The organism is Solibacillus merdavium, from assembly GCF_014836935.1.
In the GTDB taxonomy this organism is placed as follows: domain Bacteria; phylum Bacillota; class Bacilli; order Bacillales_A; family Planococcaceae; genus Solibacillus; species Solibacillus ferritrahens.
Genome location: NZ_JACSPW010000003.1, coordinates 20,370 through 43,801 on the forward strand (window position 1 = coordinate 20,370; position 23,432 = coordinate 43,801).

General features: G+C 38.8%; 22 protein-coding genes and 1 other annotated feature. All 22 genes read left to right on the top strand.

Features of this window, described 5'->3' with window-relative positions:
* Positions 1–27: 27 nt before the first annotated feature.
* The 22 genes from H9632_RS04645 to H9632_RS04750 all read left to right on the top strand — a co-directional run bounded on the left by H9632_RS04645 (position 28) and on the right by H9632_RS04750 (position 23,409).
* Positions 28–1,221, top strand: coding sequence for a thiolase family protein (locus tag H9632_RS04645; protein ID WP_191702950.1), 1,194 nt, complete (start codon positions 28–30; stop codon positions 1,219–1,221).
* A gap of 21 nt (positions 1,222–1,242) precedes the next feature.
* The gene (locus H9632_RS04650) at positions 1,243–2,532 is read left to right on the top strand and encodes an acetyl-CoA hydrolase/transferase family protein (protein ID WP_191702951.1); all 1,290 of its coding nucleotides are present in this window, start codon (positions 1,243–1,245) and stop codon (positions 2,530–2,532) included.
* Between the two features lie 35 nt (positions 2,533–2,567).
* Complete coding sequence (locus tag H9632_RS04655) at positions 2,568–3,488, top strand: SDR family NAD(P)-dependent oxidoreductase (protein ID WP_318247668.1); 921 nt, start codon at positions 2,568–2,570, stop codon at positions 3,486–3,488.
* 35 nt (positions 3,489–3,523) lie between these two features.
* Positions 3,524–4,699, top strand: coding sequence for an acyl-CoA dehydrogenase family protein (locus H9632_RS04660; protein ID WP_191702953.1), 1,176 nt, complete (start codon positions 3,524–3,526; stop codon positions 4,697–4,699).
* 35 nt (positions 4,700–4,734) lie between these two features.
* On the top strand, positions 4,735–5,151 hold the full coding sequence (locus tag H9632_RS04665; RefSeq protein WP_318247674.1) for an FAS1-like dehydratase domain-containing protein: 417 nt from the start codon (positions 4,735–4,737) through the stop codon (positions 5,149–5,151).
* An 11-nt stretch (positions 5,152–5,162) separates the two neighbouring features.
* Positions 5,163–5,543, top strand: a complete 381-nt coding sequence (locus H9632_RS04670) for a MaoC/PaaZ C-terminal domain-containing protein (protein ID WP_191702955.1) — start codon at positions 5,163–5,165, stop codon at positions 5,541–5,543.
* Between the two features lie 149 nt (positions 5,544–5,692).
* Positions 5,693–6,577, top strand: a complete 885-nt coding sequence (locus H9632_RS04675) for a R2-like ligand-binding oxidase (RefSeq protein WP_191702956.1) — start codon at positions 5,693–5,695, stop codon at positions 6,575–6,577.
* 73 nt (positions 6,578–6,650) lie between these two features.
* Complete coding sequence (locus H9632_RS04680) at positions 6,651–8,168, top strand: aldehyde dehydrogenase family protein (protein ID WP_191702957.1); 1,518 nt, start codon at positions 6,651–6,653, stop codon at positions 8,166–8,168.
* A gap of 50 nt (positions 8,169–8,218) precedes the next feature.
* Positions 8,219–9,421 carry an iron-containing alcohol dehydrogenase gene (locus tag H9632_RS04685; RefSeq protein WP_191702958.1) on the top strand — a complete coding sequence of 401 codons (1,203 nt, stop codon included), beginning with the start codon at positions 8,219–8,221 and terminating at the stop codon, positions 9,419–9,421.
* 84 nt (positions 9,422–9,505) lie between these two features.
* Positions 9,506–11,029: a class I adenylate-forming enzyme family protein gene (locus H9632_RS04690; RefSeq protein WP_191702959.1), complete on the top strand. Its 1,524-nt coding sequence runs from the start codon at positions 9,506–9,508 to the stop codon at positions 11,027–11,029.
* A 150-nt stretch (positions 11,030–11,179) separates the two neighbouring features.
* Positions 11,180–11,941 carry a 3-hydroxyacyl-CoA dehydrogenase gene (locus tag H9632_RS04695; protein ID WP_191702960.1) on the top strand — a complete coding sequence of 254 codons (762 nt, stop codon included), beginning with the start codon at positions 11,180–11,182 and terminating at the stop codon, positions 11,939–11,941.
* 12 nt (positions 11,942–11,953) lie between these two features.
* The gene (locus tag H9632_RS04700) at positions 11,954–12,748 is read left to right on the top strand and encodes an enoyl-CoA hydratase/isomerase family protein (protein WP_191702961.1); all 795 of its coding nucleotides are present in this window, start codon (positions 11,954–11,956) and stop codon (positions 12,746–12,748) included.
* Between the two features lie 113 nt (positions 12,749–12,861).
* Positions 12,862–13,962, top strand: a complete 1,101-nt coding sequence (locus tag H9632_RS04705; protein WP_191702962.1) for a CaiB/BaiF CoA transferase family protein — start codon at positions 12,862–12,864, stop codon at positions 13,960–13,962.
* Between the two features lie 917 nt (positions 13,963–14,879).
* Positions 14,880–15,368: a sigma-70 family RNA polymerase sigma factor gene (locus H9632_RS04710; protein WP_191702963.1), complete on the top strand. Its 489-nt coding sequence runs from the start codon at positions 14,880–14,882 to the stop codon at positions 15,366–15,368.
* Entirely contained in the window at positions 15,361–16,350 is a 990-nt protein-coding gene (locus H9632_RS04715) for an anti-sigma factor (protein ID WP_191702964.1), read from the top strand. The genes H9632_RS04710 and H9632_RS04715 overlap by 8 nt, the downstream gene beginning before the upstream one ends.
* Positions 16,332–16,625, top strand: coding sequence for a hypothetical protein (locus H9632_RS04720; protein WP_191702965.1), 294 nt, complete (start codon positions 16,332–16,334; stop codon positions 16,623–16,625). Before H9632_RS04715 ends, H9632_RS04720 begins: the two co-directional genes overlap by 19 nt.
* 70 nt (positions 16,626–16,695) lie before the next feature.
* Positions 16,696–16,913: a binding site (T-box leader), on the top strand.
* Between the two features lie 40 nt (positions 16,914–16,953).
* Entirely contained in the window at positions 16,954–18,630 is a 1,677-nt protein-coding gene (gene argS / locus H9632_RS04725; protein WP_191702966.1) for an arginine--tRNA ligase, read from the top strand.
* A 271-nt stretch (positions 18,631–18,901) separates the two neighbouring features.
* On the top strand, positions 18,902–19,483 hold the full coding sequence (locus H9632_RS04730) for a GNAT family N-acetyltransferase (RefSeq protein ID WP_191702967.1): 582 nt from the start codon (positions 18,902–18,904) through the stop codon (positions 19,481–19,483).
* A 204-nt stretch (positions 19,484–19,687) separates the two neighbouring features.
* Entirely contained in the window at positions 19,688–20,749 is a 1,062-nt protein-coding gene (locus H9632_RS04735) for a 3'-5' exonuclease (protein ID WP_191702968.1), read from the top strand.
* Between the two features lie 103 nt (positions 20,750–20,852).
* Positions 20,853–21,689 carry a type II pantothenate kinase gene (gene coaW / locus H9632_RS04740; RefSeq protein WP_191702969.1) on the top strand — a complete coding sequence of 279 codons (837 nt, stop codon included), beginning with the start codon at positions 20,853–20,855 and terminating at the stop codon, positions 21,687–21,689.
* A 125-nt stretch (positions 21,690–21,814) separates the two neighbouring features.
* Positions 21,815–22,216 carry a MarR family winged helix-turn-helix transcriptional regulator gene (locus tag H9632_RS04745; RefSeq protein WP_318247669.1) on the top strand — a complete coding sequence of 134 codons (402 nt, stop codon included), beginning with the start codon at positions 21,815–21,817 and terminating at the stop codon, positions 22,214–22,216.
* Positions 22,217–22,221: 5 nt separating this feature from the next.
* Complete coding sequence (locus H9632_RS04750) at positions 22,222–23,409, top strand: MFS transporter (RefSeq protein WP_191702971.1); 1,188 nt, start codon at positions 22,222–22,224, stop codon at positions 23,407–23,409.
* The last annotated feature ends 23 nt before the right edge of the window (positions 23,410–23,432 follow it).

A 23,432-nucleotide genomic window follows, 5' to 3' on the forward strand; every position in this document is an offset into this window, starting at 1 on the left:
AGTATGAATTTGCGAGGTGATATGAAAATGAGAAATGTTGTAATCATAGATTCCGTCCGAACAGCAGTTGGCCGGATGGGGGAGACATTGAAAAATGTAGAGGTTGATTATCTCGCGGCAAAAGTGCTGGATGAAATCATCGTACGTACCGGTATTAGTAAAAGTGAAATCGATGAAGTTATTCTCGGGCAGGCGAAGCAAAGTACAGACTCGCCAAACTTAGCTCGCTTGGCGCTTTTACGTGCCGGCTTTCCGATTGAAATTACGGGATACACAGTTCATCGGCAATGTGGCTCAGGTCTGCAGGCAATGAATAGCGGTGCACAGCAAATAATGTGTGGTCTATCGGATATTATTATCGCTGGCGGCGCTGAAAGTATGAGTACGGCACCGTACTATCTCCGAAATGCCCGCTACGGCTACGGTGCAGGCAACGGTGAAATTCTGGACTCAAACACGGAAAGTCAGCCAAGGGCACAGCCTATTGAAACATATGGGGCATTAACAATGGGGATGACCGCTGAAAATTTAGCTGTCAAATACTCGATTTCCCGAGGTGAACAAGATGAATTTGCCTTAAGAAGCCAGGAAAATGCGAAAAGAGCTATTGAATCAGGTTTGTTTACGCAGCAAATTGTACCTTTCGAAGTCAAGACGAAAAAAGGATCAGTCGAATTTAAAGTAGACGAGCATCCTAGAGAAACAACTTATCAAAAGTTAGCCCAGTTAAAGCCTGTCTTTAAAGAAAACGGCACCGTTACTGCGGGTAATACAAGTGGCCGGAATGATGGCGCGGGTGTTGTCATGTTAATGTCAGAAGAAGCGGCTGCACGATATGATAAAAAGCCTAAAGCAAAAATTATTGCGCAGGCTGTTGCAGGGGTTTCGCCGGAAATTATGGGAATTGGACCTGCGCCAGCCACGAGAAAAGCGTTGAAAATTGCGGGTTTAACACTTGATCAAATCGGGTTGATTGAACTGAATGAAGCCTTTGCTGCACAATCTTTAGCAGTTATTAAAGAACTTGGTCTGGATATGAACCGCGTAAATGTAAATGGGGGAGCGATCGCCCTTGGTCATCCAATTGGCGGCACGGGCGGTGTTTTAATAACAAAGCTGCTTCATGAAATGGAAAGACGCGGAGAAAAGTATGGTTTAGCAACATTCTGCATTGGCGGCGGTCTAGGTATTACGACAATTATTGAAAATATGCAGTTGTAGAACAAGCCGGAGTTGATAAAGATGATTGATTTAGATTGGAAAGACATTTATAGAAAAAGATTTACCACCACTGAGAAAGCAGTCCAGCATATTGAATCCTTTCAAAAGATTTTTTTGGCACCGATGTGTAATGAACCTCAAGCACTTGTAGAAGAATTAATTCGTCAAAAGTCACGGTTGCAAGAAATTTCATTATATACCGTCGTTTTAGGTAGTCCGTGTAAATATGCGGATATAGCCTGTCACCCTCACTTTAACATTCGGACATTTTTAAGTTCTCCATTACTGAAAAAAGCTTATGAAAATAAAAAATGTGATTATCTTCCGGTGAATTTTTCGGAAATCCCTCGGTGGATTAAAGAAGAGCACATTGATGTCGCCCTCATACAAGTTTCACCACCAAATGCAGATGGGTTTTGTAATCTCGGTCTTTCTGTAGATGTGGTGCCAACATTGATAAAAGAAGCGAAGATTGTCATTGCAGAAGTAAACAGCAATCTTCCTGTAACATTCGGGGAAACACTAGTCCATGTATCAGAAATCAATTTTTTCGTTCATTCCGACAGGTCGTTACTCACGATTCGTAATAGTCAACCTTCAGAAGAGGATTTGAAAATTGGGCGGTACGTTGCAACACTTATACCTGAATATGCAACGATTCAAGTAGGCGTTGGCAAAATTGCTTCCGGTATTATTCAATCACTTCATTCGAAAGTAGGTTTGGGTGTGCATTCCGGTTCTATCTCTGACGACATTATGGAGCTCATAAATATCGGCGTTGTTACAAACGAGCGAAAAGAAATCAACCGTAATCGAACTGTGTGTACAACACTTACCGGAACGAACGATTTATATGAATTTTGTCATCGAAACGAATACATTGAACTTTACCCGATAAATTACACACATAATGCAGCGGTTATATCGAAAATAAGCAATTTCCATTCGATCAATTCAGCGATGGAAGTTAGTTTATCGGGGCAAATAAATGCAGAACAAATTGATGAAAATCATGTAGTGGCGGGGGTTGGCGGACAAATGGATTTTATCCGGGCATCAAAGCTATCACCCGGTGGAAGAGCAATTATTGCCATGCCTTCTACGGCACAATTCGGGATGGTATCACGGATTAAGGCGCACACACAGTATGTTACATCATTAAAGTCTGATGTTGACTACGTTGTCACGGAGTATGGCATTGCAAAATTGTTTGGGAAATCCATGAAAGAGAGAGCAGAAAGCTTAATTGCCATAGCTCACCCAAAATTCCGTACTTCTCTTTTAGAGGAGTTCGAACAATTGCAGCAATAAGATTCCTTGTCTTATTGATTTTTAAACGAGAAAGGGTGGTAAATTTGGCTAACTTAAAAGATAAAGTGGCGATTGTCACAGGTTCCGGCCGAGGGATTGGACGAGATATTGCTTTGCTTCTAGCAAAAGAGGGAGCGAAAGTTGTAATCAATGATTTAGGTGGCGGATCTGATGGACAAGGAAACGATACAAAAATTGCAGATGAAGTTGTCGAGGAAATACAGGCACTGGGCGGAGAGGCTGTTGCCAACTACGATTCGGTTGCTGACTATGAATCTGCTTCAAACATTATAGATACAGCTCTATCAAAATTTGGCCGGTTGGATATCGTTGTAAATAATGCAGGCATTTTAAGGGACCGAATGCTCTTTAAAATGAGTGAGGAAGAATGGGATGCGGTCATTGCAGTTCATTTAAAAGGATCGTTTAATATGACGCGAGCTGCTGCTCCATTCTTTAAGGAACAAAAAAGTGGGCGCTTTATTCATTTTACTTCCACTTCAGGTTTAATCGGAAACGTTGGTCAGGCTAATTATTCTGCTGCCAAATTAGGAATTGTCGGGTTGAGTAAAAGCACGGCGTTGGATATGGCTCGCTATAATGTAACGTCTAATGCGATTGCCCCATTTGCATGGAGCCGTTTAATTGGAACAATACCTGCAGAAACAGATGATGAAAAAGTAAGAGTTGAAAGGCTTAAACAGCTTTCGCCAGCCCATATTGCCCCATTGGTTGGTTTTTTAAGTTCGGATGAGGCAGCCGATGTTTCCGGACAAATTTTTGGTGTACGAGGGAAGGAAATTATGGTATTTTCTCAGCCACGCCCCGTCCGCTCGGTATACAATGCAGACGGTTGGTCTGTAGACAGCCTAAGTGCAATTAAAGGTTCGCTTCAATCGAGTTTTACACCGCTTGAAGTAAGTGCAGATGTCTTCCCATATGAGCCATTAGTGTAAAGGATATGACTGCTAAATTGTAAAGGGGGGAAATGATGGACTTTCGACTGTCGCCAGATTTAATGGAAATGAAAAACTCAATTAGAGATTTTATAGACAATGTAGTTGATCCACTTGCTGGCCAAATCGATCAGGATGACCACATTCCGGAACATATTATGAAACTTACAAAGGATATTGGATTATTTGGTCTTAGTATACCTGAAGAGTACGGCGGTACAGGCATTGATATGGTTGGAAAGTGCAGTATTTATGAAGAAATTGGTCGTACATCTAATGGATATACAACTGTAATTGGAGCACATACAGGAATAGGAACTGTCGGAATTGTAGATATGGGAACTGAAGAGCAGAAGCGAAGATATTTGCCTGGGATGGCGTCGGGTGACATTATTGGTGCATTTGCTTTAACTGAACCAAGTGCAGGTTCCAATGCGGTGGCGTTAAAAACAACGGCCGTTCGCAAAGGAGACAAATATATTTTAAATGGCTCGAAGCATTATATTACAAATGCTTCGATTGCGGATCTCTTTACTGTAATGGCCGTCACTGATTCAAGTAAAGGCGCAAAAGGAATTACTTCCTTCCTCGTAGATAAAAGCGCGCCAGGTTTTATTATTGGAAAAACAGAAGAAAAGATGGGTCTTCGTGGATCGCATTCTTCTGAAATCTTTTTTGAGGATTGTGAAGTTCCAATCGAAAATGTTCTGGGGGTAGAAGGGTTAGGTTATGTCAATGCCTTAACAATTTTGGCCAATGGTCGTGCAGGACTCGCTGCAAGGAATTTGGGCTCATCGCAGAAGCTATTTGAGTTATCCGTCAAATATGCGCACGAGCGTGAACAGTTTGGTAAACCAATTTTTGAGCAGCAGATCATTCAGCACTACTTAGCAGAAATGGCGATGGATATTGAAACTCTAAGATCCTTTACGTATCGGGTCGCATGGATGGTGGATCAGGGGATGAATGTCATCAAAGAGGCAGCTATGGCAAAACTTCTAGGATCGGAAATTTATAACCGCATAGCGGATAAAGCAGTTCAAATCCATGGGGGTTTGGGTTATATGAAAGATTTTCCGATTGAAAGATATTATCGTGATGCGCGTATTACAAAGATTTATGAGGGCACATCCGAAATTCAAAAAAATATCATTGCTGCTCAAATTCATAAAGAATATATGAAAACCGCATCGCCAGCGCATATCAAATAATGAATCTTCATTTATCTAATAATAACTTTAAGGAGGTGAGTTACTTGAGTACAGAGCTTGAGGAAAAAGTTGGTATGAAAATAGAATCCTATACCTTTAGAGTAGAAAAAGGAAAAATTAGAGAACTTGCATTAGCGATTGGAGATTTGAAGGAAGAGTATATGAATGGAGAAGCTGTCCCACCTACCTTCCCAACAGTCATTGATTTTTGGGGCGGGGGTTCCTCCTCATCTGAACTTTTGAATTTAAATATGAAAAAGGTACTGCACGGTGAACAGGAGTATGAATATTTCAGGGAAATCATACCCGATGAAGAGATTACTGTACATGGCGTTATTGAAAAAGCATATACGAAAGCCTCCATAAACTTTTTTGTCTTACGTAAGGACTATTTGAACGAACAGGGTGAAACGGTACTTATCAGTCGTTCTACAATTATTGAAAGGCATTAGGGGGGGATTCTATGGAGGTCGGCTATATGTTTGAATCTTTACAAAAGGAAGAAATAACGCATACACAGCTTGTTCGATATGCAGGTGCATCCGGAGATTTCAACCAGATTCATACCGTTGTACCTTATGGGGAAGCAGCTGGTTTAGGTGGGGTCATTGCACATGGCATGTTAATTATGGGCTTCGTCGGTCAGGCAATTGGACAATGGTTTGAGGCGAAGGATCTGAGAAAATTTACAGCAAGATTTAAAGCGATGACAAGACCAGGTGAAAAAATTACGGTGCATGGCCGGATTGTCGATGAAAAGGACGATTGCTGGATTTGTGAGGCTGAAGCAATAAATGAAGACGAGGAAGTAAAAGTAAAAGCGTTTTTCGAAATCAAGAAATAAAGGCTTTAATTTAGACTTCTTAGACAGACAAGAGAGATTCATTTCGTAAAAGTTGTTGTGGTGACTACTAATTTACATTGAGAATCTCTATTTTTTATGCTTTTTTAATAGACTCCATCAATAAACATAAATTTAAGGGGGATAAAGCAATGAGAGAATATGTAACGACAAAACAGCAAATCAACAAAAATTCACTTCCGTATATTTTATATCAAAAGGCGAAAAAATTCGGTATTTGGAATCCGGTAGATATCGATTTTAGCCAAGATAAAGAAGACTGGAAGAAGCTAACGGAAGAGCAACAATTAGAGGTTTTGACGCAATTTGCTCAATTCATTGGTGGCGAAGAGGCGGTAACACAAGATATCCTGCCAATGATTATGGCAGTTTCCAAAAAGGGCTGGTTTGAAGAAGAGTCTTATTTAACAACTTTCCTGTTTGAAGAAGCAAAGCATGCTGAGTTTTTCAGCCTGTTCTTGGAAGAAATCGGTGTAACCGAAGATTTAACGCATTTACTAACTCCAGGCTATCGCAAGTTGTTTGATGAAACGCTGCCGGCTGTTATGGGGAAATTAATTGACGATCAATCACCTGAAGCGATGTTAGATGCAGCGGTTACTTACAATATTTTTGCAGAAGGCGTTTTAGCCGAAACAGGTTACTGGTTCTTCCATGAAGCATTATCAAAGGCCAATCTGTTCCCAGGATTTATTTCAGGAATTCGAAATGTAAAGCGTGACGAAGGACGCCATATCGGCTTTGGTACCTTCCTCATTCAGCGCTTAATTAGTGAAAATCCTGAACTGGATCTGTTTGAACGCGTACAGCAAAGACTTCAGGAGCTGTTACCGATTGCGATGATGCTAACAGAACGAAAAGAAGGCGAAACAGTAACAAGCCTTGGAATTGAAGCAGGAAAATCAATGGAGTTTGCGATGAAACAATTGCAGGCGCGTTTAATGGTTCTTTCACGTGCAAAAGGAAAAACTTTGGAAGAGATCTACGATACAGAAGTTGTTTTTGAAGAAGTGTAGGATAGATCCGATCAAAAGGCTTTGCTGAATAACAGGTACAGACTACAGTTTTTTATTTAAAGGGGGATGAAGGATGACTACGGAAGTACAAGTAAAGATCTTTCCACAGTTTATTAATGGTGAATGGACACCAGCAGCTTCAGGTGAATTCTTTGATGTAATTAATCCAGCTACATCAGAGGTAATAGCGAAAGTTTCAAAAGGCAATGCCGAAGATGTTAACAGAGCTGTTCAAAATGCGAAAGAAGTATTTGAATCAGGCGTTTGGTCAGGAAAAACTCAGGCAGAACGTGCACAAATTATGATGCGGTTTGCAGGGAAGGTTAGACAACACGCACAGGAAATCATCTTTTTGGAAGGCATTAGTACGGGGGCGACACTGCGTAAATTGGGTGGTGCGGATATTCGTCAGTTAATACTGTCTCTTACACAGACGGCAGATTTATCGTTGAAGTATGAGGCAGTAACGGCACTGCCTGTTAATGAACAACTAGGGGCGAATCGCAGCTTGCTTGTTCGCGAGCCGCTAGGGGTAGTGGCGGCTATTACGCCATTTAACTTCCCATTGGTATTAGCAATGTGGAAAATTGCACCGGCCATTGCAATGGGGAACTCCATTATTATTAAACCTGCTTCAAATACACCATTAGGTACATTAAAGCTTGCCCAATTAGCAGTTGAAGCAGGTATTCCACCAGGTGTTATCAATGTCGTCACAGGTCCAGGGGCTGAAGTGGGGGATGCCCTCGTAACACATCCGGATGTATCGAAGGTTGCATTTACGGGGTCTACAGAAGTAGGTAGAAAAATTATGGCGCAAGCTGCAGGTACTGTTAAGAAAGTGACGCTTGAACTTGGAGGGAAGGCGCCGGCAATTGTGCTTCCGGATGTTGATCTTGAAGTGGCCATTCCAGGAATCCTGCTCGGAGTATTTTTCCATTCAGGGCAAGTATGTGAAGCGAGTACGCGTCTAATTGTCCATGAATCAATTTATGATATCGTCGTTCATCAGCTAGCTGAAACGAGCAAGAAAATTAAACTCGGTCAACCACTTGATATGGCTACGGGGATGGGGCCGGTTATTTCTGAATCACAAATGAATAAAATTCTTGACTATATTCAGTCCGGCATCGATGAGGGAGCAAGACTTGTATGTGGCGGTAAACGTGCAACAGAACCAGGGCTTGAAAATGGATTCTTTATCGAGCCGACAATCTTTGCGGATGTTACGAATGATATGAAGATTGCACGAGAAGAAATATTCGGTCCAGTTCTTTCTGTCATTAAATATTCAACAGAAGAAGAGGCAATCGCCATCGCAAATGATACAGAATACGGGTTAACAGGCGGCGTTTGGGGTCGTGATGTGACAAAAGCAAATGAAATTGCGACGAAAATTAAAGCCGGAACAATTTGGATTAATGACTGGCATATTTTCCGTACAGATGCTCCATTTGGTGGCTATAAGCAAAGTGGAGTTGGTCGTGAACAAGGAGCTCAAGTATTTGATGACTACACAGAATTGAAGAATATTTGTACGTCATTAACGACTGAAAATTCACAGCGCCCAGCTTTAGGGTTAATTTTCTAATCATATTACGCCAAGGCGAAATTGATTAACAATAAGAATGGAGAGATACGATGAAAACAACTTCCTATTTTGAATTCACTCATCGCCCTGAAATCCGAAGCGGTGCAGGTTCACATGTTTTAGTGCCAGATTTAATTCAAGGTTTAGGTGGAAAGCGTCCGGTACTTTTTTCAGATAAAGGGTTAACGGATGCAGGCTTAACACAAAAAATTAAAAGCTTATTTGATATGGTTCCAGGCATAAAGCTTGCTGGCGTATTTGATGATATTCAGCAAGATGCTAAATCGAGCAATATTAATAGAGGCTTGAAGTATTTTAAAGAATGTAATGGTGACTCCATTATTGCAATTGGAGGAGGCAGTGTTTTAGACACAGCCAAAACAGTTAAATGGGCCCTTTATAATGGGGTTAACCAGGTTGAATATGTATTGACTGGGAATGTACTTGAAGTTTGGCCAGATGCCAAGCCACTTGGTATTCCGCATATTTCAATCCCGACTACTGCTGGTACGGGTGCTGAGATTTCCAGTATTTCAGTAGTTTTCAATGAAATGCTGAACTTAAAATGCAATTTAATGAATCCGTATTTAACTTCTGATATTGCTGTGTTAGATCCTGATTTAACGGTGGGTTTACCGCCAAGAGTAACCGCTTTTACAGGTATGGATGCATTAACGCATGCAGTAGAAGGATTTTTCTCGACAAAAGCTACGAATTTTTCGGATGCATTTGCCCTGCATGCTGCCAAAATCATTGTCGCAAATTTAACAACAGCAGTGCATGAAGGAAAAAACGTTGCAGCCCGTGCGAATATGCTTCAGGCAAGTGCAATGGCGATCACAAGTTTCCAATCGGCAATGGCCAATATTCCAATCCACAATATAGCGCATACGTATGGTGCGAGATACGGTATCCCACACGGTTTAGCAAATGCTGTGTTAATGCCGAGTGTGATGAAAAATCTGTCTGGCGTGTATTTACCGAAAATTAATGCATTTGCCCCTGCTTTAGGTGTAGTTCCGAATGAGGCAAATCCGCAGGAAACATTGGATGAGTGCATTAATGTAATTGTTGAATTAAGAAATGCAGTAAATTTACCGGCAAGCTTTGAGGAGTTTAATATCGATACAGCTGAGATTCCGCAACTTGTACCAGCAGTTCAAAATGACCCTTCCTCACTAAGTTTCCGTATTCCTGAAGATGTCATCGTAAACGTATCTCAAGAAGTGATTAGTTCTAAGGTAAGTATTTAATTTTATAAGACAATTGCTCTTAAATGGGGGAGGGGGACATACCTCCTTTCCTTGATCGATTATTTGAAAGTAGGAGGTTATAAATTGAACATTGTTGAATTGCTTACTTCGACAACTTCACGTTTGCCAAATCAACCTGTCATCCACTTTAAAAGAGCTCGACTAACTTATAAAGAATTACAAGATAAAGTTTATAATTTTGCTGGTGGTTTAAAAGATCAAGGAGTCAAAAAAGGTACAAATGTTGCTCTAATGATGACTAACCGTCCGGAGTATATCATTACGTATTTTGCTATTTTAGCAAATGGCGGTACGGTCGTTCCGATTAATCCCACCTTCAAGGAACAAGAAGTGACCTATATAGTAAATGACGCCGATGTTGAACTATTAATTATAGAAGATGCATCCAAACCAGTAGTAGAAAACGCAATGGACCAATTCAAAACAGTCGGAAAGATTATTAATTATAGTGAGACAGAAGATGACCGATTTTTATCATGGCATCAACTGGAGACATCTTCCCCCATTTCCGAAATCATCCCACTTCATGAATCTGATGTAGCACAAATTATTTATACGTCTGGTACAACGGGCAATCCGAAAGGTGCCATGATTACCCATGGAAACTTAAATTGGATGGCAATTACAGCTGCTGTCTACAATCAATTTGTTCCTAGTGATCGTGTTCTGTGTGTATTGCCATTATTCCATGCTTATGCAAAGCTGCAAGGTTTCCTGGCACCAATCGCTCATGGCTGTACGATCTATTTAGTGGAACGCTTCCATCCGGTAGAAACTTTAAAAGCGATTGCAGAATATGAAATAACGATATTCCTAGGTGTTCCAACAATGTATGCCTTTTTTGCCCAAGTTCCTCAAGTAGTGGAGCAACTGGATTTCTCAAAATTACGTACTGCTGGTTCTGGTGGTGCAAGCTTACCAGCAGAGCTATTGCATAAAACAAATGAATCGTTCGGTGTAAGTATTTCTGAAGGATATGGCCTAACGGAAAGTACGGTTATGCTCATGACAACGCATCGAAGCTTACCGAAGAAAGTCAATTCTGTCGGTATGCCATTACCGGGAATTGATTTAAAGTTGGTAGACCCTGAAGGTAATGAGGTTGTAAACCATGAAGTAGGAGAAATCCTATTTAGAGGTCCGAACATGATGAAGGGCTACTACAAAAAACCGGATGAGACAGCGAATGCGATTCAAGATGGCTGGCTGCATACAGGTGACTTGGCGTACCGTGATGAAGAAGGCTATCACTTTATCGTTGACCGGAAAAAAGACATTATCATCCGCGGTGGATTTAATATTTACCCTAGAGAAATCGAAGAGCTATTGTATCAGCACCCAGCTGTAGTAGAATGCTCTGTCATTGGAAGACCTGATCCTGTATTCGGAGAAAAGACGGTTGCCTATGTAGTAACGAAGGACGCCGGGCTAACAGAAGAAGCTGTCCGAGACTACTGTAAAGAGAAACTTGCTGAATATAAAGTGCCAGATTATGTAAGCTTTATTGAGGAAATTCCTAAATCCGGAACGGGTAAAATCCTGAAAACGGCTTTAAAAGATTTAGATAAAAATGTACTGTCTAATTAAAACTACTTGGTTGGGGTTCATATAGTTTAGCTACAGCTTCAGTACATGAATTAGAACGCAGATAATGTCGTTATGGACTAATCGCAATTTGCGTAGGCCGAGGAATGACAAATGGGTTAATTATTGAAAGGAACGAGGAGTGAATAAAAAATGAATTTTGACCAAAAAGCAATTATTATTACTGGTGGCGGTTCTGGTTTAGGGGAAGCAACTGCACGAACGGTCGCAGCTGCAGGCGGCTATCCTGTCATATTGGACTTAAATGAAGAAAAAGGTCAAGCAATCGCAGAGGAATTGAATGGCCTGTTTTTCAAAACGAATGTTGTAAAGGAAGAAGATGTACAGCTGGCAATTAATGGTGCTGTAGAAAAATATGGTTCTATTCAAGGTGTTGTTAACTGTGCTGGGCTTGGTACGTCAACACGTGTAGTAGGCAGAAAAGGTGTGTTTCCGTTAGATGAATTTAACTTTATTATACAAGTTAATTTAGTTGGAACATTTAATGTGATTCGTTTAGCCGCAGCTGCCATGATGACAAATGAAACGAATGATGATGGAGAGCGCGGCGTCATTGTCAACACAGCTTCTGTAGCTGCATTCGATGGGCAAATTGGTCAGGCTGCTTATTCTGCATCTAAAAGTGGGATTGTAGGGATGACTTTACCGATAGCAAGGGATTTAGCTAGCTATGGTATTCGTGTCATGACCATTGCTCCGGGGATTTTCGATACACCGTTAATGGGGAAGGCACCCCAGGAACTAAAAGAGGCTTTAGGAAAGCAAATTCCATTCCCACAACGTTTAGGTGAAGCAACTGAATTTGCACATTTAGTAAAAGCTATTTTTGAAAATCCAATGCTAAACGGTGAAACGATTCGACTCGATGGTGCAATTCGTATGGCCCCGAGGTAAGGAGGAAACCAGATGAAACTTGAAACAATGATGGTAGAAAAGCTAGATTATGGTGTACATGTCGTAACGATTAATAATCCACCGGCTAATACATTAAATGCGGGAATTCAACGTGATTTACTGCAACTGTTAGAAGAAGTTGAAAAAAATCCAGCAATCCGTGCAATCGTGTTTAAATCAGCGAATCCGAAAATCTTTATTGCGGGTGCCGATTTAGGATCAATGGGAAGCACTGAGGAAAGAGTGGATATCGCAGAAAGTTCAAAACATGTGCAGGATATTTTCAATCGTTTAGAATCCTTGAGAGTACCGACAATCGCTGCTATTAATGGTCATGCTTTAGGGGGTGGCTGTGAATTTGTGCTAGCCTGCGATTTTCGAATAATGGGTGGTGGCACAATCGGATTAACAGAAGCGTCGTTAGGTCTGTTGCCTGGTGCTGGCGGGACGCAGCGTATGACAAGGTTACTAGGTGGAGCAAAAGCACGCGAGTTAATGTATTTAAGTAAACGTTTGAAGGCGGAAGAAGCGGCAGCTATCGGCTTAATTACAGAAGCGGTATCTCCGGAACAGGTAGAGGAAAAAGCAATTGCATTCGCTACAACACTCGCTCAGAGTGCAATCGGAGCAATTGGGCTAATTAAAGAGAGTATTTTAGCCGCAGAGGAATTACCGTTGGAACAAGGCTTATTAGTAGAACGGGAAGCTTTTGCGAAAACATTTACAACTGGCGAGGTAGAAGAAGGCATCCGTGCATTCTTTGAAAAACGCCCTCCTAATTTTTTGAAACCAGTAACAAATCAATAGCGATGACAAATATGCGGCCGTTTTGAAAGTTTACCTTTCATTACGGCCCTGCTTTTTAGTGGAACGGAAAAAAGTTTTCAATATGACCCGGATAATGAAAGGATGATGGAACGATGCTTTTACAAGGATTGAAAATATTAGATTTCTCTACAATGCTGCCCGGTCCGTTTGCAACAATGATGTTAGCAGACCTTGGAGCAGAAGTTTTGCACGTCACAAAACCATTAGAAGGAAAGCAATGGGACAAAGATGACTATTTACAGCGCTCTAAAAAGTCAATTGCCGTTGATTTGAAATCGCCGGAAATAATTACTTCATTAAAAGAGCTTGTAAAGGAATACGATATTGTCGTTGAACAATTCCGACCAGGCGTTATGACACGTCTTGGTCTAGGATACGAAACACTTAAAGAAGTCAATCCACGGTTAATTTATTGCTCCATAACAGGCTACGGTCAGACAGGCCCATATCGCGATCGGGCAGGTCATGATATCAACTATGTGTCGATGACAGGGATGCAAGGCTATTCCGGAACAAAAGAAGGCGGCCCTGCAAATTTAGGCATTCAAGTCGCTGATTTGGCAGGTGGTTCATTGCATGCTGTAGTCGGCATTTTATCGTCCGTCATTTACCGAAATCGTACTGGAATAGGGCAACATCTTGATATTAGTATGACGGATTGTGCTTTAACTTTAAATGCGTTATTTGCACAGGATTTCTTATCACAAGGAAAACCGCTTCATCGTGAAGAACTATTATTAAACGGTGGCTCGTTTTATGGCTATTATGAAACGATGGATGGTCGCCATATTTCTGTTGGCAGTCTCGAGCCGAAATTCAGGCAGGAATTATGTGAGGCGATCGGCCGTCCGGATCTGCTCCCACTCGTAATGAGTTTTAAACCAACTGATGACTCGAAGCTAAAAGAACAGTTACAGCAAGTGTTTTTAAAGAAAACATTTAATGAATGGCAAAATATTTTTACAAAAGTAGATACTTGTGTAGAGCCGGTTTTAAGCTTTGAAGAAACGGTCACCCATCCACTTTTTGTAGAACGTGAGATGTTTGTCGATGTTGCAAAACCGGATGGTACTACACAAAAGCAAATGGCGTGCCCGATTAAGTCCGATATTTTTAAAGCAACTTATACCGCAGTTGGTGTGAAATCAGGGACACATAATGAGGAGATTCTGGGGATTCCATTAAATAGATAGAATTAAATTAATATTAATATTAAACCGTTGATTTCCATTCCAGGACGCTTTCCGCGGGTACGGCCTGAGCCTGTAGTCTCAGGCGTCGGTGCTCCTGCGGTTACTCGTCGCAAAATAAATTTTGCTGTTCCCGCAGGAGTCGCCCTCCATTCCAATCAACTTTTCAGCGCTTTAAATAAAGTGAGATACGATATCTACGATGACTAGTAATCAATTCAAATTAATAAACGTGAACAACTTATTCCTGCTAAGCAGCTATAATAAAAAGATAAAAGGTCTCGAGAGACAAACTCTCGAGACCTTTTGTCGACAATCTGAGGGTGCCTTCTTTTATGAAGGCGCCCTTTCGCATTGGGGAAAATTTGTTATTATCATAGATGAGGAATTTTAAATCCATTTTTGTCTATTTTTACCTGGAAAAAGCTGATTTATAGATTTTAAACAAGTGTGTCACTTTGAATTAATTAAGTTGGACGGGCGCTTCTCGGGAGATTGAATTGTTTGATGAGATAAATAGAGGAATGAATTTCCCTTATTTCGAAAATAAAATAAAAAATAGTGAAAATAAGGGAAGGGATTTCCGTTATTGGCCTAAAAAACATGATATTTCGCGATTTTATTTAAAATAGCGGTAAAACGTCCCCTTATTTATCCAAAAAATGAGTAACATCATTGAAATAACGGTAAAATTTCCCCTTATTTCTTTGCCTATTTCTTCCCTTTTCGTTAAGTTTCAATATTCGCTTCAGATTCAATGCGAATACCGTACGAGTACAGTATAGTAACAGAATTTTTACGATTTTTCAGTGCTCCATATGGCTATATATACCGGTTATTTAAATTAATAGAAATATTTTTGCGATAAACTGCAACTTTATAGTGCATTTAATCGAGGATAGGGTGAAAGGTGGGAAGTAATGAAGCTGGAACAATTATATTCGTTGTATGTAAAAGATTTATACAATTATTTATTCTCTCTTTGCCGCCATACGCAGACGGCTGAGGATTTATTGCAGGATACATTTTATAAAGCCCATGTAACATTACTTGCTCAGCCGATTAAAGAACTCAAGCCTTGGCTCTTTAAAGTCGCATATTACACGTATATCGATTATTGCCGCAAAGAAAAACGGAGTGAGCCGTATGAGGAAATTGTACGCATCGATCATACAACACCTGAGATGGTCTTTATGCAGGAGGACAGCTTTACAACTCTTTTAAATTTATTGGACCAATTGGCACCAATTGAAAAACAGGCGATTTTATTATGTGATGTACAGGATTGTACGAATGAACAGGCAGCAGAAATTTTGGACTTGAAGCTTAATACGCTAAAAAGTCATTTGTTAAGAGGGCGAAAAAAAATGAGATCTATTATCGAAAAGGGAGGCATTAAAAATGGATGAGTATGAAAAATTAATTGCGAACTCAAAAAAACAGCAATTGTCCGATTCGCAGCAACAAAAGCTAAATCAACAGATGAAACGTACTGTGTCACTTTCTAAAATGAAATTGATGGTAGGTACGATTACGATTATTTTAATGATTCTTCCTGTCAGCTATATTTTTACTTTTCTTTATTATGCATTTGGTACAAAATCGACAACTTTAATGGATGTCACGAGTCAAACGTTATATGTAACAGAGCCGAATACATCGCTTGAGGAAATTGAATTTGATATGGAATTTTCACCTTTTTCCATGCAGCTGCAGTTTGAGCAGTATAAACGTATTGGGAAAGAAGATTATACAGTAAATACGTACGATATGCGCTATACACTAGGAAATTTAACGAGCAAAGAAGTGAATTCCAGATTGGAACGTGCCCAAAGGAAAAATCCAAATGAAACAAGTCCGTGGCTCACACATCCAAAAAATCAATCTGATGTAGATACGTGGAGGGAATGGGAAGTTTTAAGAGGTCTTCCGGATGAAACGGTCGTGGAAGCATATATTTCCTTACATGATTTACATACAGTAGATGAAATCCGCCGCAGCTTTGCAAATGTAGATGTTGTTTGGGCCGCGGTTGATACGGGGGTAGAGGAGAAAAATCTTAGTAAAGATGGCGATGTCGTATCGCCAATCGGTTATCCGGTGCAGGTCGATAATACGACTTGGTCACCTTTTAGGGATGCATACAGTAATGAGCAAGTGTTTATTGATATATTAAACTATATTGTGCAATATGAGGACTTAGCGACAAAAGTATCGAGCCATAAAAATTTGAAGCTGCAGGAGCGAATTGACTACATTAATAAAAACGGAATTAAAACCTATGGGGTAGTTGTAACAGGACCAAAAAATGAAATTGAAAAACTAGAGGATATAAACTTAATCCGTAAAATAAAATTAGGTGAGGTGAAATTATGGAACTGGACAAATTAAAGAAACTTCAAATACCGGCAATTGCAGGGTGGATTTCAGTTGCCAGTGGACTTTTCACATTATTATTACTAAATATAAGTATGCTAACAAATAATTCTATTTTATTTGAGTATTTCAGCCTTATTTTAGGAATTGGCTTTATATTTGCCTGGCCGGCCATATTTTCAAAGAAATCACGTTTTTTAGGTGTATGGGCATTAGGGATTATTTTATTTTTAATAATATTCTTATTTAATATTTTTTTTCTTAGTTGGATTATAGTACCATTCCCTTGAAGTGAATTTATTCTGAATAGTGTAAATATAGGTTGACACGACTTTATGTTAATGGATATAATTCTATAAATTAAATTCGATGAAAAAGACAGTAATTTACATAAATTTTGATTAGCGAGCCAGGGAAGGTGAAAGCCTGGTGCAAAATATGTAAATGAAACGCACTTTGGAGAAGCAACCTGAAATGAAGTAGGGAAGCCGGGGAGTCACCTCGTTAGCAATGGAAAGTGGTCACAATTTTGTGGCAACTAGAGTGGTACCACGGGATTCCTCGCTCTCGTCTCTAATATTGGAGACGAGGGCTTTTTATATTGGAGGGGAATAGCTGATGAACAGAAAAATTGCGGAAATTTTATTGCATGCAGTAGAAGAGGATTTCACAGTTCAGGAAATCGAAAAGCTGTTGGAAAAACCAAAGTATGAGCACTTAGGAGATGTCGCGTTTCCATGCTTTACATTGGCAAGAAATTTCAAAAGATCACCGAATAGCATTGCGGAAGAAATAGGCAGCAACATCAACGATCCATTTATTCAAAAGGTTCAAGTTGTTGGCGGCTATATTAATTTGTTTTTAAATAAAGTACAAGTAACAAAAGAGGTATTGAGAGAAATTACATTATTAAAGGGAAAGTATGGTCAAAAACAAAATAATAATGAGAATGTGGTAATAGATTTTTCATCACCAAATATTGCAAAGCCATTTTCAATGGGGCATTTGCGCTCTACTGTAATAGGGAATGCACTCGCAAACATTGCAGAGAAAAATGGTTATTATGTTTTGCGTGTCAATCATTTAGGTGATTGGGGTACACAATTCGGGAAATTAATTGTGGCATACCGACTATGGGGCGCTAAAGAACAAGTGGAAGCTGCACCGATTGAGGAGCTATTAAAGTTATATGTAAAGTTCCACGACGAAGCGGAAATGTGTGAAGATTTAAATGATAAAGCAAGAGCAGCCTTTAAAGCACTGGAAGAAAATGAACAAAGTGCACTTGAATTATGGAGTTGGTTTAAACGCGCTTCGTTACAGGAATTTATGCAAATTTATGAGCAACTTAATATTCAATTTAATGCGTATGAAGGAGAAGCTTTTTACAATGACAAAATGCAGTCGATTGTCGATGAATTAAAAGATAAGCAGTTACTAACACAATCTGATGGTGCGAATGTCGTCCGTCTAGAAGATATGCCTCCTTGCTTGATTACGAAGCAAGATGGGGCCACGTTATATGCAACACGGGATTTAGCAGCTGCTTTTTATAGACAGGCAAACTATAAACCATCAAAAATCTATTATGTAGTAGGAAATGAGCAGACACTGCATTTTAAACAAGTGTTTCATGTTATTGAGAAAATGGGCTATTCATGGTCAAAAGATTTACAGCATGTACCATTTGGAATGATGCTTAAAGACGGTAAAAAGATGTCTACACGTAAAGGTAGAGTGATTCTTCTAAAAGATGTATTAAAGGAAGCAGTGGAAACGGCCTCTAAAAATATTGAAGAGAAAAATCCGAGTTTACGAAACAAGCAGGAGATTGCCAAGCAGGTTGGAATTGGTGCAGTTATATTTAATGATTTAAAAAATTATCGTTTGAACGATGTTGAGTTCTCTTTACAGCAAATGTTGAATTTTGAAGGGGAAACAGGACCATATGTGCAATATACGCATGCGCGAATTCATTCTATTTTAGAAAAGGCGAAATTTACGGTTCATGAAGAAATACCGATAGAAGAGCTGGAGGAATCAGCATGGGGGATTGTTCTGCTGCTCGAGCAATATCCACAAGTTATATCAGATAGCCTTGAGCAGGCGGACCCTTCCATTGTGGCAAAATATGTACTGCAATTAGCACGAGTATTTAATAAATATTATGCTCATACGAAAATATTAGTTGAAGATGAAAAAATGGAAAGTCGTTTAGTATTATGCTTTTCTGTGGCAACAGTTTTGAAGGATGGAATGAGACTGTTAGGGGTGCAATCTCCGGAAAGTATGTAAATTTAGAGGCATCAGTAATCTGCTGGTGCCTTCTTATTATGAAATGCGAAGGGTAAAATAGTTAAAATTTCCAATTAACATTGTGTAAGGTGGTAAACTATGCGAAAATTTATTTGAATATTTAAAATTTATAAGGGGGATTTGGAAAGGCTTCCGAAGTTATTACAGACGTATTTAAAAATATAATTAAGGAAAATAAAACCTTTGATTATAATGACAATGTATTTAAAATAGCGGAAATTTAGAGGAATTCACAGGAGGGGGAGATTATATGGAAAACATACTTTTAGAAAATGAAATTGTCTTATTAAAGCCTATTGAAATCGGTGATATCGAAGGCATAACGAAAGCAGCTAACGATGAGCGGATTTGGGAGCATATGTCGGTTAGTTTACTTGATCTTGCGTCAGTTGAAAGCTATGTAAAAAACGCTATCGCAGAACGTGAAAAAGGCATTACATATACATTTGTTGTAATCGAAAAGAAAATGAATAGGATTGTTGGTTGTACATCTTTTCTGGATATATCCCTTCCTCATAGACGAGTGGAAATAGGGTCTACATGGTATCAACCAAGTGTTTGGCGTTCGGCTATAAATACAAATTGCAAGTTTTTATTGTTGCAGTATTGTTTTGAGGAGCTCCAGCTGAATCGTGTACAGATTAAGACAGGTCATGAAAATTTCCGATCTCAAAAAGCAATCGAGCGGATTGGGGCAGTGAAGGAAGGGGTACTCCGCAGCCATATGATTCGAAAGGAAGGGACAATTCGCCATACTGTTATGTATAGCATTGTTTCAGAAGAGTGGGAAAAGGTGAAGGCAAAGTTTACCACAGAATTATTCAATCTGTGAGATGAAATCTATTAACATAGATGAATGTTTATTGTTGAAGATAGATAATATTCCAACATAAAAATACATGTTTTTTATCTTTTAGCGTTATTAATGCAGAATATACGAACATACCGTGTCAGACGCTGTTTTTTCATATACAATAGAAAGAGCATTATTTTATTTTAAATAGGATCGGTTATTAAAATAGTAGGTGAAAAAAAATTGGGAAGAACAAAAACATATATAAGTATTGATGTAGAAGCTGCGCTTATTCGAGGTAAGCAATATATTATCGAAATCGGTGCGGTAAAATGGTTGCCTGACGGTACTACCGAAACTTTTACACAATTAATACAACCATATAAATTTAAAAGGCTGAATGTACATATTCAAAAATTAACGGGTATTACAACAGAGCAACTACTGGATGCACCTTCATTTAAGGAAGCATTTTATAAATTTAAACGCTGGTGTAAGCAGGATTATATATTTTTAACATTTGGGGAATTTGATCGGAAAGTGTTGGAAGAAGAATTATCGCGTAATTACATAAAAAATGATTGTCTATATCCAATGATTGATTTTCAGCAAAAATATATGATTGCAAATGGTATAAAAGAGCAGCCTTCATTAGGTGGATTAATGGCACAGCTTGGATTGGAAAATGAAACACAGCATCGTGCTTTAGCGGATGCAGCAAGTCTTCTTTCAATTTTTATGGAAGTAGATGGAGAAAATTTAATCAAACAGCAGCAAACTAACGATTTTTTATTATTATTGACGAATTTCCGTATGCTTGAAACAACATATGAATTGGTGATTTCGACTACATATTGTAAAGTTGAAGATGAGCAAGTACATATCCAATCAATGCAAACATTTCGAGATGAACTCCCTTTTACCGTTTATACGGTTGAACAACAAAATGAAGAGGGAGAAGTCACAACAATAGAAAGAATCAACATTAAACCAAATGAGCAGGCGAAGCAGCTGTTGCAGCAAATCTCTTATGATGCAAAGGGTAAAATTCTAATTTCCCGAACACCTTTGCGTTCTATGTCAAAAATATTAAAGTTGCACAATGTAGCTTTGCCAAAAACAGAAGTTATGACCTTAACAAATTTATTGAAAAAAGAAGAGATAATTGGGCTTTTTCATTTAGTAGAAGAATCTACTCATGCCTATGAATCAAAAATTTTACGCCTAGTGCGCCAGTATGAGCATGTATTTGTTGAAGAGTTTCATAAACGTGCTTTAACCGAAAAGCATACAATTCAAGTATAATAAATTCTCCACTCGTGGGAGAATTTTTCTTTATTGCGCCAGTCCATTAAGTTATGATAGGGTAGTACGAATTACTCGTGGGAATGATAAAGGAGATTATTTTATGTCAACATGGATTGGAATTGATACAGGGGGTACGTTGACAAAGCTTGCCTATATGAATGATCAGCAAGAGCTTACATTGACAGTCTTTCCATCTAATGAAATGCACTTAGTTAAAGAATGGTTGGAAAAACATCCTCAAGTAGAAGAGATTGGCTTAACAGGGGGACGAACTGAACAATTACGAGACGTTTTAAAAACGATGAAATCGATTCAATATATTGTAGAGTTTGAAGCAACATTAAAAGGTGTGCGCTATTTACTGGAAAAAGAAGGCCATACTATCTCTCAAAGTATCATTACAAATATCGGTACGGGGACATCAATCCATTATATGGATGGGAATTTCCATAAGCGTGTTGGAGGTACGGGCGTTGGTGGGGGGACATTAATTGGACTTGCTACGATTATGACAGGTATTTCCGATTTTGATGAGATCAAATCAAATGCTTTTGAAGGTAGCCGTGATGGAATCGATTTACTTGTAAAGGATATATACCAAGGGATGGATACACCGATTGACGGAAATTTAACAGCTAGTAATTTTGGTAAAGTAGGCATTACTGAACGACGTGAATTTGACCAAAATGATGTTTTGGCGACAACTCAAGGGCTGATTGGTGAAGTAATCTCAACTTTAAGCATTCAGCTGGCAGAGCAACACCAAACGGATTATATTGTATATATTGGATCCACATTAATAGATAACATACAGCTAATAAAGGTAATAGAACATTATACAATTTTAAAAAAGCATAAACCGATATTTTTAAGAGATTGCGGATTTTCCGGTGCAATCGGTGCGTTAATGAATATTCGTGAGCATTATAAAATATAAATTAAAGCATTTAAGCTAGTAAAATAGTTTAAATGCTTTTTTTTCAATCTTACTTTACATATTTTTTATAGAGGCGTAATATAGAGATTAAATTATTTAGGTAGGTAAATAAATTGGAGGTAAATGTGTTGAATGAGTTATTTCATATGTTTTTTCAACAAAATCGTTATTTAGTCAATAAATTAAATGAAGTATTAAAGCCACACGGTCTTTTTAGTTCACAATGGACAATACTCTTTTTGCTGCATCAAGATGGACCAATGTCACTGACGGCTATTTGGAAATATTTAAATGTAGAAGCACCAACTGTAACAAGAACAGTCAACCGTTTGGAAACACTAGGCTGGGTAGAAAGACAGTATGGAATGGACAAGCGTGAAAAAATAATATCCTTAACAAAGAAAGGGTTGGAACAGTTTCCGCCAATAGCAGCATCAGTCCGATCGTTCGAACAGGAAATTGAAAAAAAATTATCGCAGCAAGATCAGGAACTCTTAAAGGGGATACTTAAAAAGATAGAAGGTTAATGAGAATGGAGCAACAAAATCAGCAAAACAAAATTTTTACTAAGCAATTTATTAGCTTATTTTTTACAAACATGTCAGTATTTTTTGTGTTTTACGGTCTAATCACGACATTGCCGCTATATGCAATCGGTGTGCTAGGGAAATCGGATGATGATTCAGGATTACTCGTTACAGTATTTTTAATCTCGGCAATAATTGTCAGACCGTTTTGCGGGAAATTGCTAGAAGTATTTGGAAAGAAAAAAATGCTTATCATCAGTCTTGCCTTTTATTTGGCATGCACAATACTATATATTTTCTTTAAACCATTTATTTTATTGCTGGCACTAAGATTTTTCCAAGGAATATGGTTTAGTATTGCTACAACAGCATCTGGCTCGTTGGCAGCAGATATTATTCCAGCTAAACGTAAAGGCACAGGGTTAGGCTACTTTACAATGTCGACGAATTTAGCCGTTGTATTCGGACCATTTATAGGGTTACTTATCATACAATACGCAAGCTTCAATGTACTATTTATTGTGTTATCTGCTTTTGTTGCAGCTGGCGGTTTGCTGGCATTAACAATACCGGTTGAAGAAAATTATGTAACACCAGTGCAGGGAAGTAAATTTAAATTTTCATTTAATGATTTATTTGAAAAAAGAGCATTGCCGACTGCTGCCATAGCTTGTTTAATTGCATTTTCGTATGCCAGCATTTTATCATTTTTATCGTTATATGCAGAAGAACGAAATTTACTTACAGTAGCGAGTTATTTCTATGCTGTGTTTGCAGTCGCGATGATTGCAGTTCGTCCGTTTACAGGGAGAATTTATGATACATTCGGAGCAAAATACGTTATAATCCCATCGTTCGTTCTCTTTAGTATTGGTTTAGTAATACTTGCCAATGCTCAGCAGGCAATACCTTTTTTATTGTCGGCCATATTTATAGGGATCGGTTATGGGACATTAACAACGAGTTTTCAATCTTTATGCATCCAGTCGACTTCACCTATGCGCAGCGGATATGCAACAGCTACGTACTTTACGTTATTCGATATAGGGATTGCAGTTGGCTCGTATGTTTTTGGGGTTGTAGCAGTAGCTGCAGGCTATAAGACTGTTTACATGAGCTCAGCTGTTTTAGTTTTCATTATATTAGTGATTTACTTGCTGTCGCTTGGAAAACTGCAAAATCAATCGGAATAGTAAAAAACGATTCATTTATACCT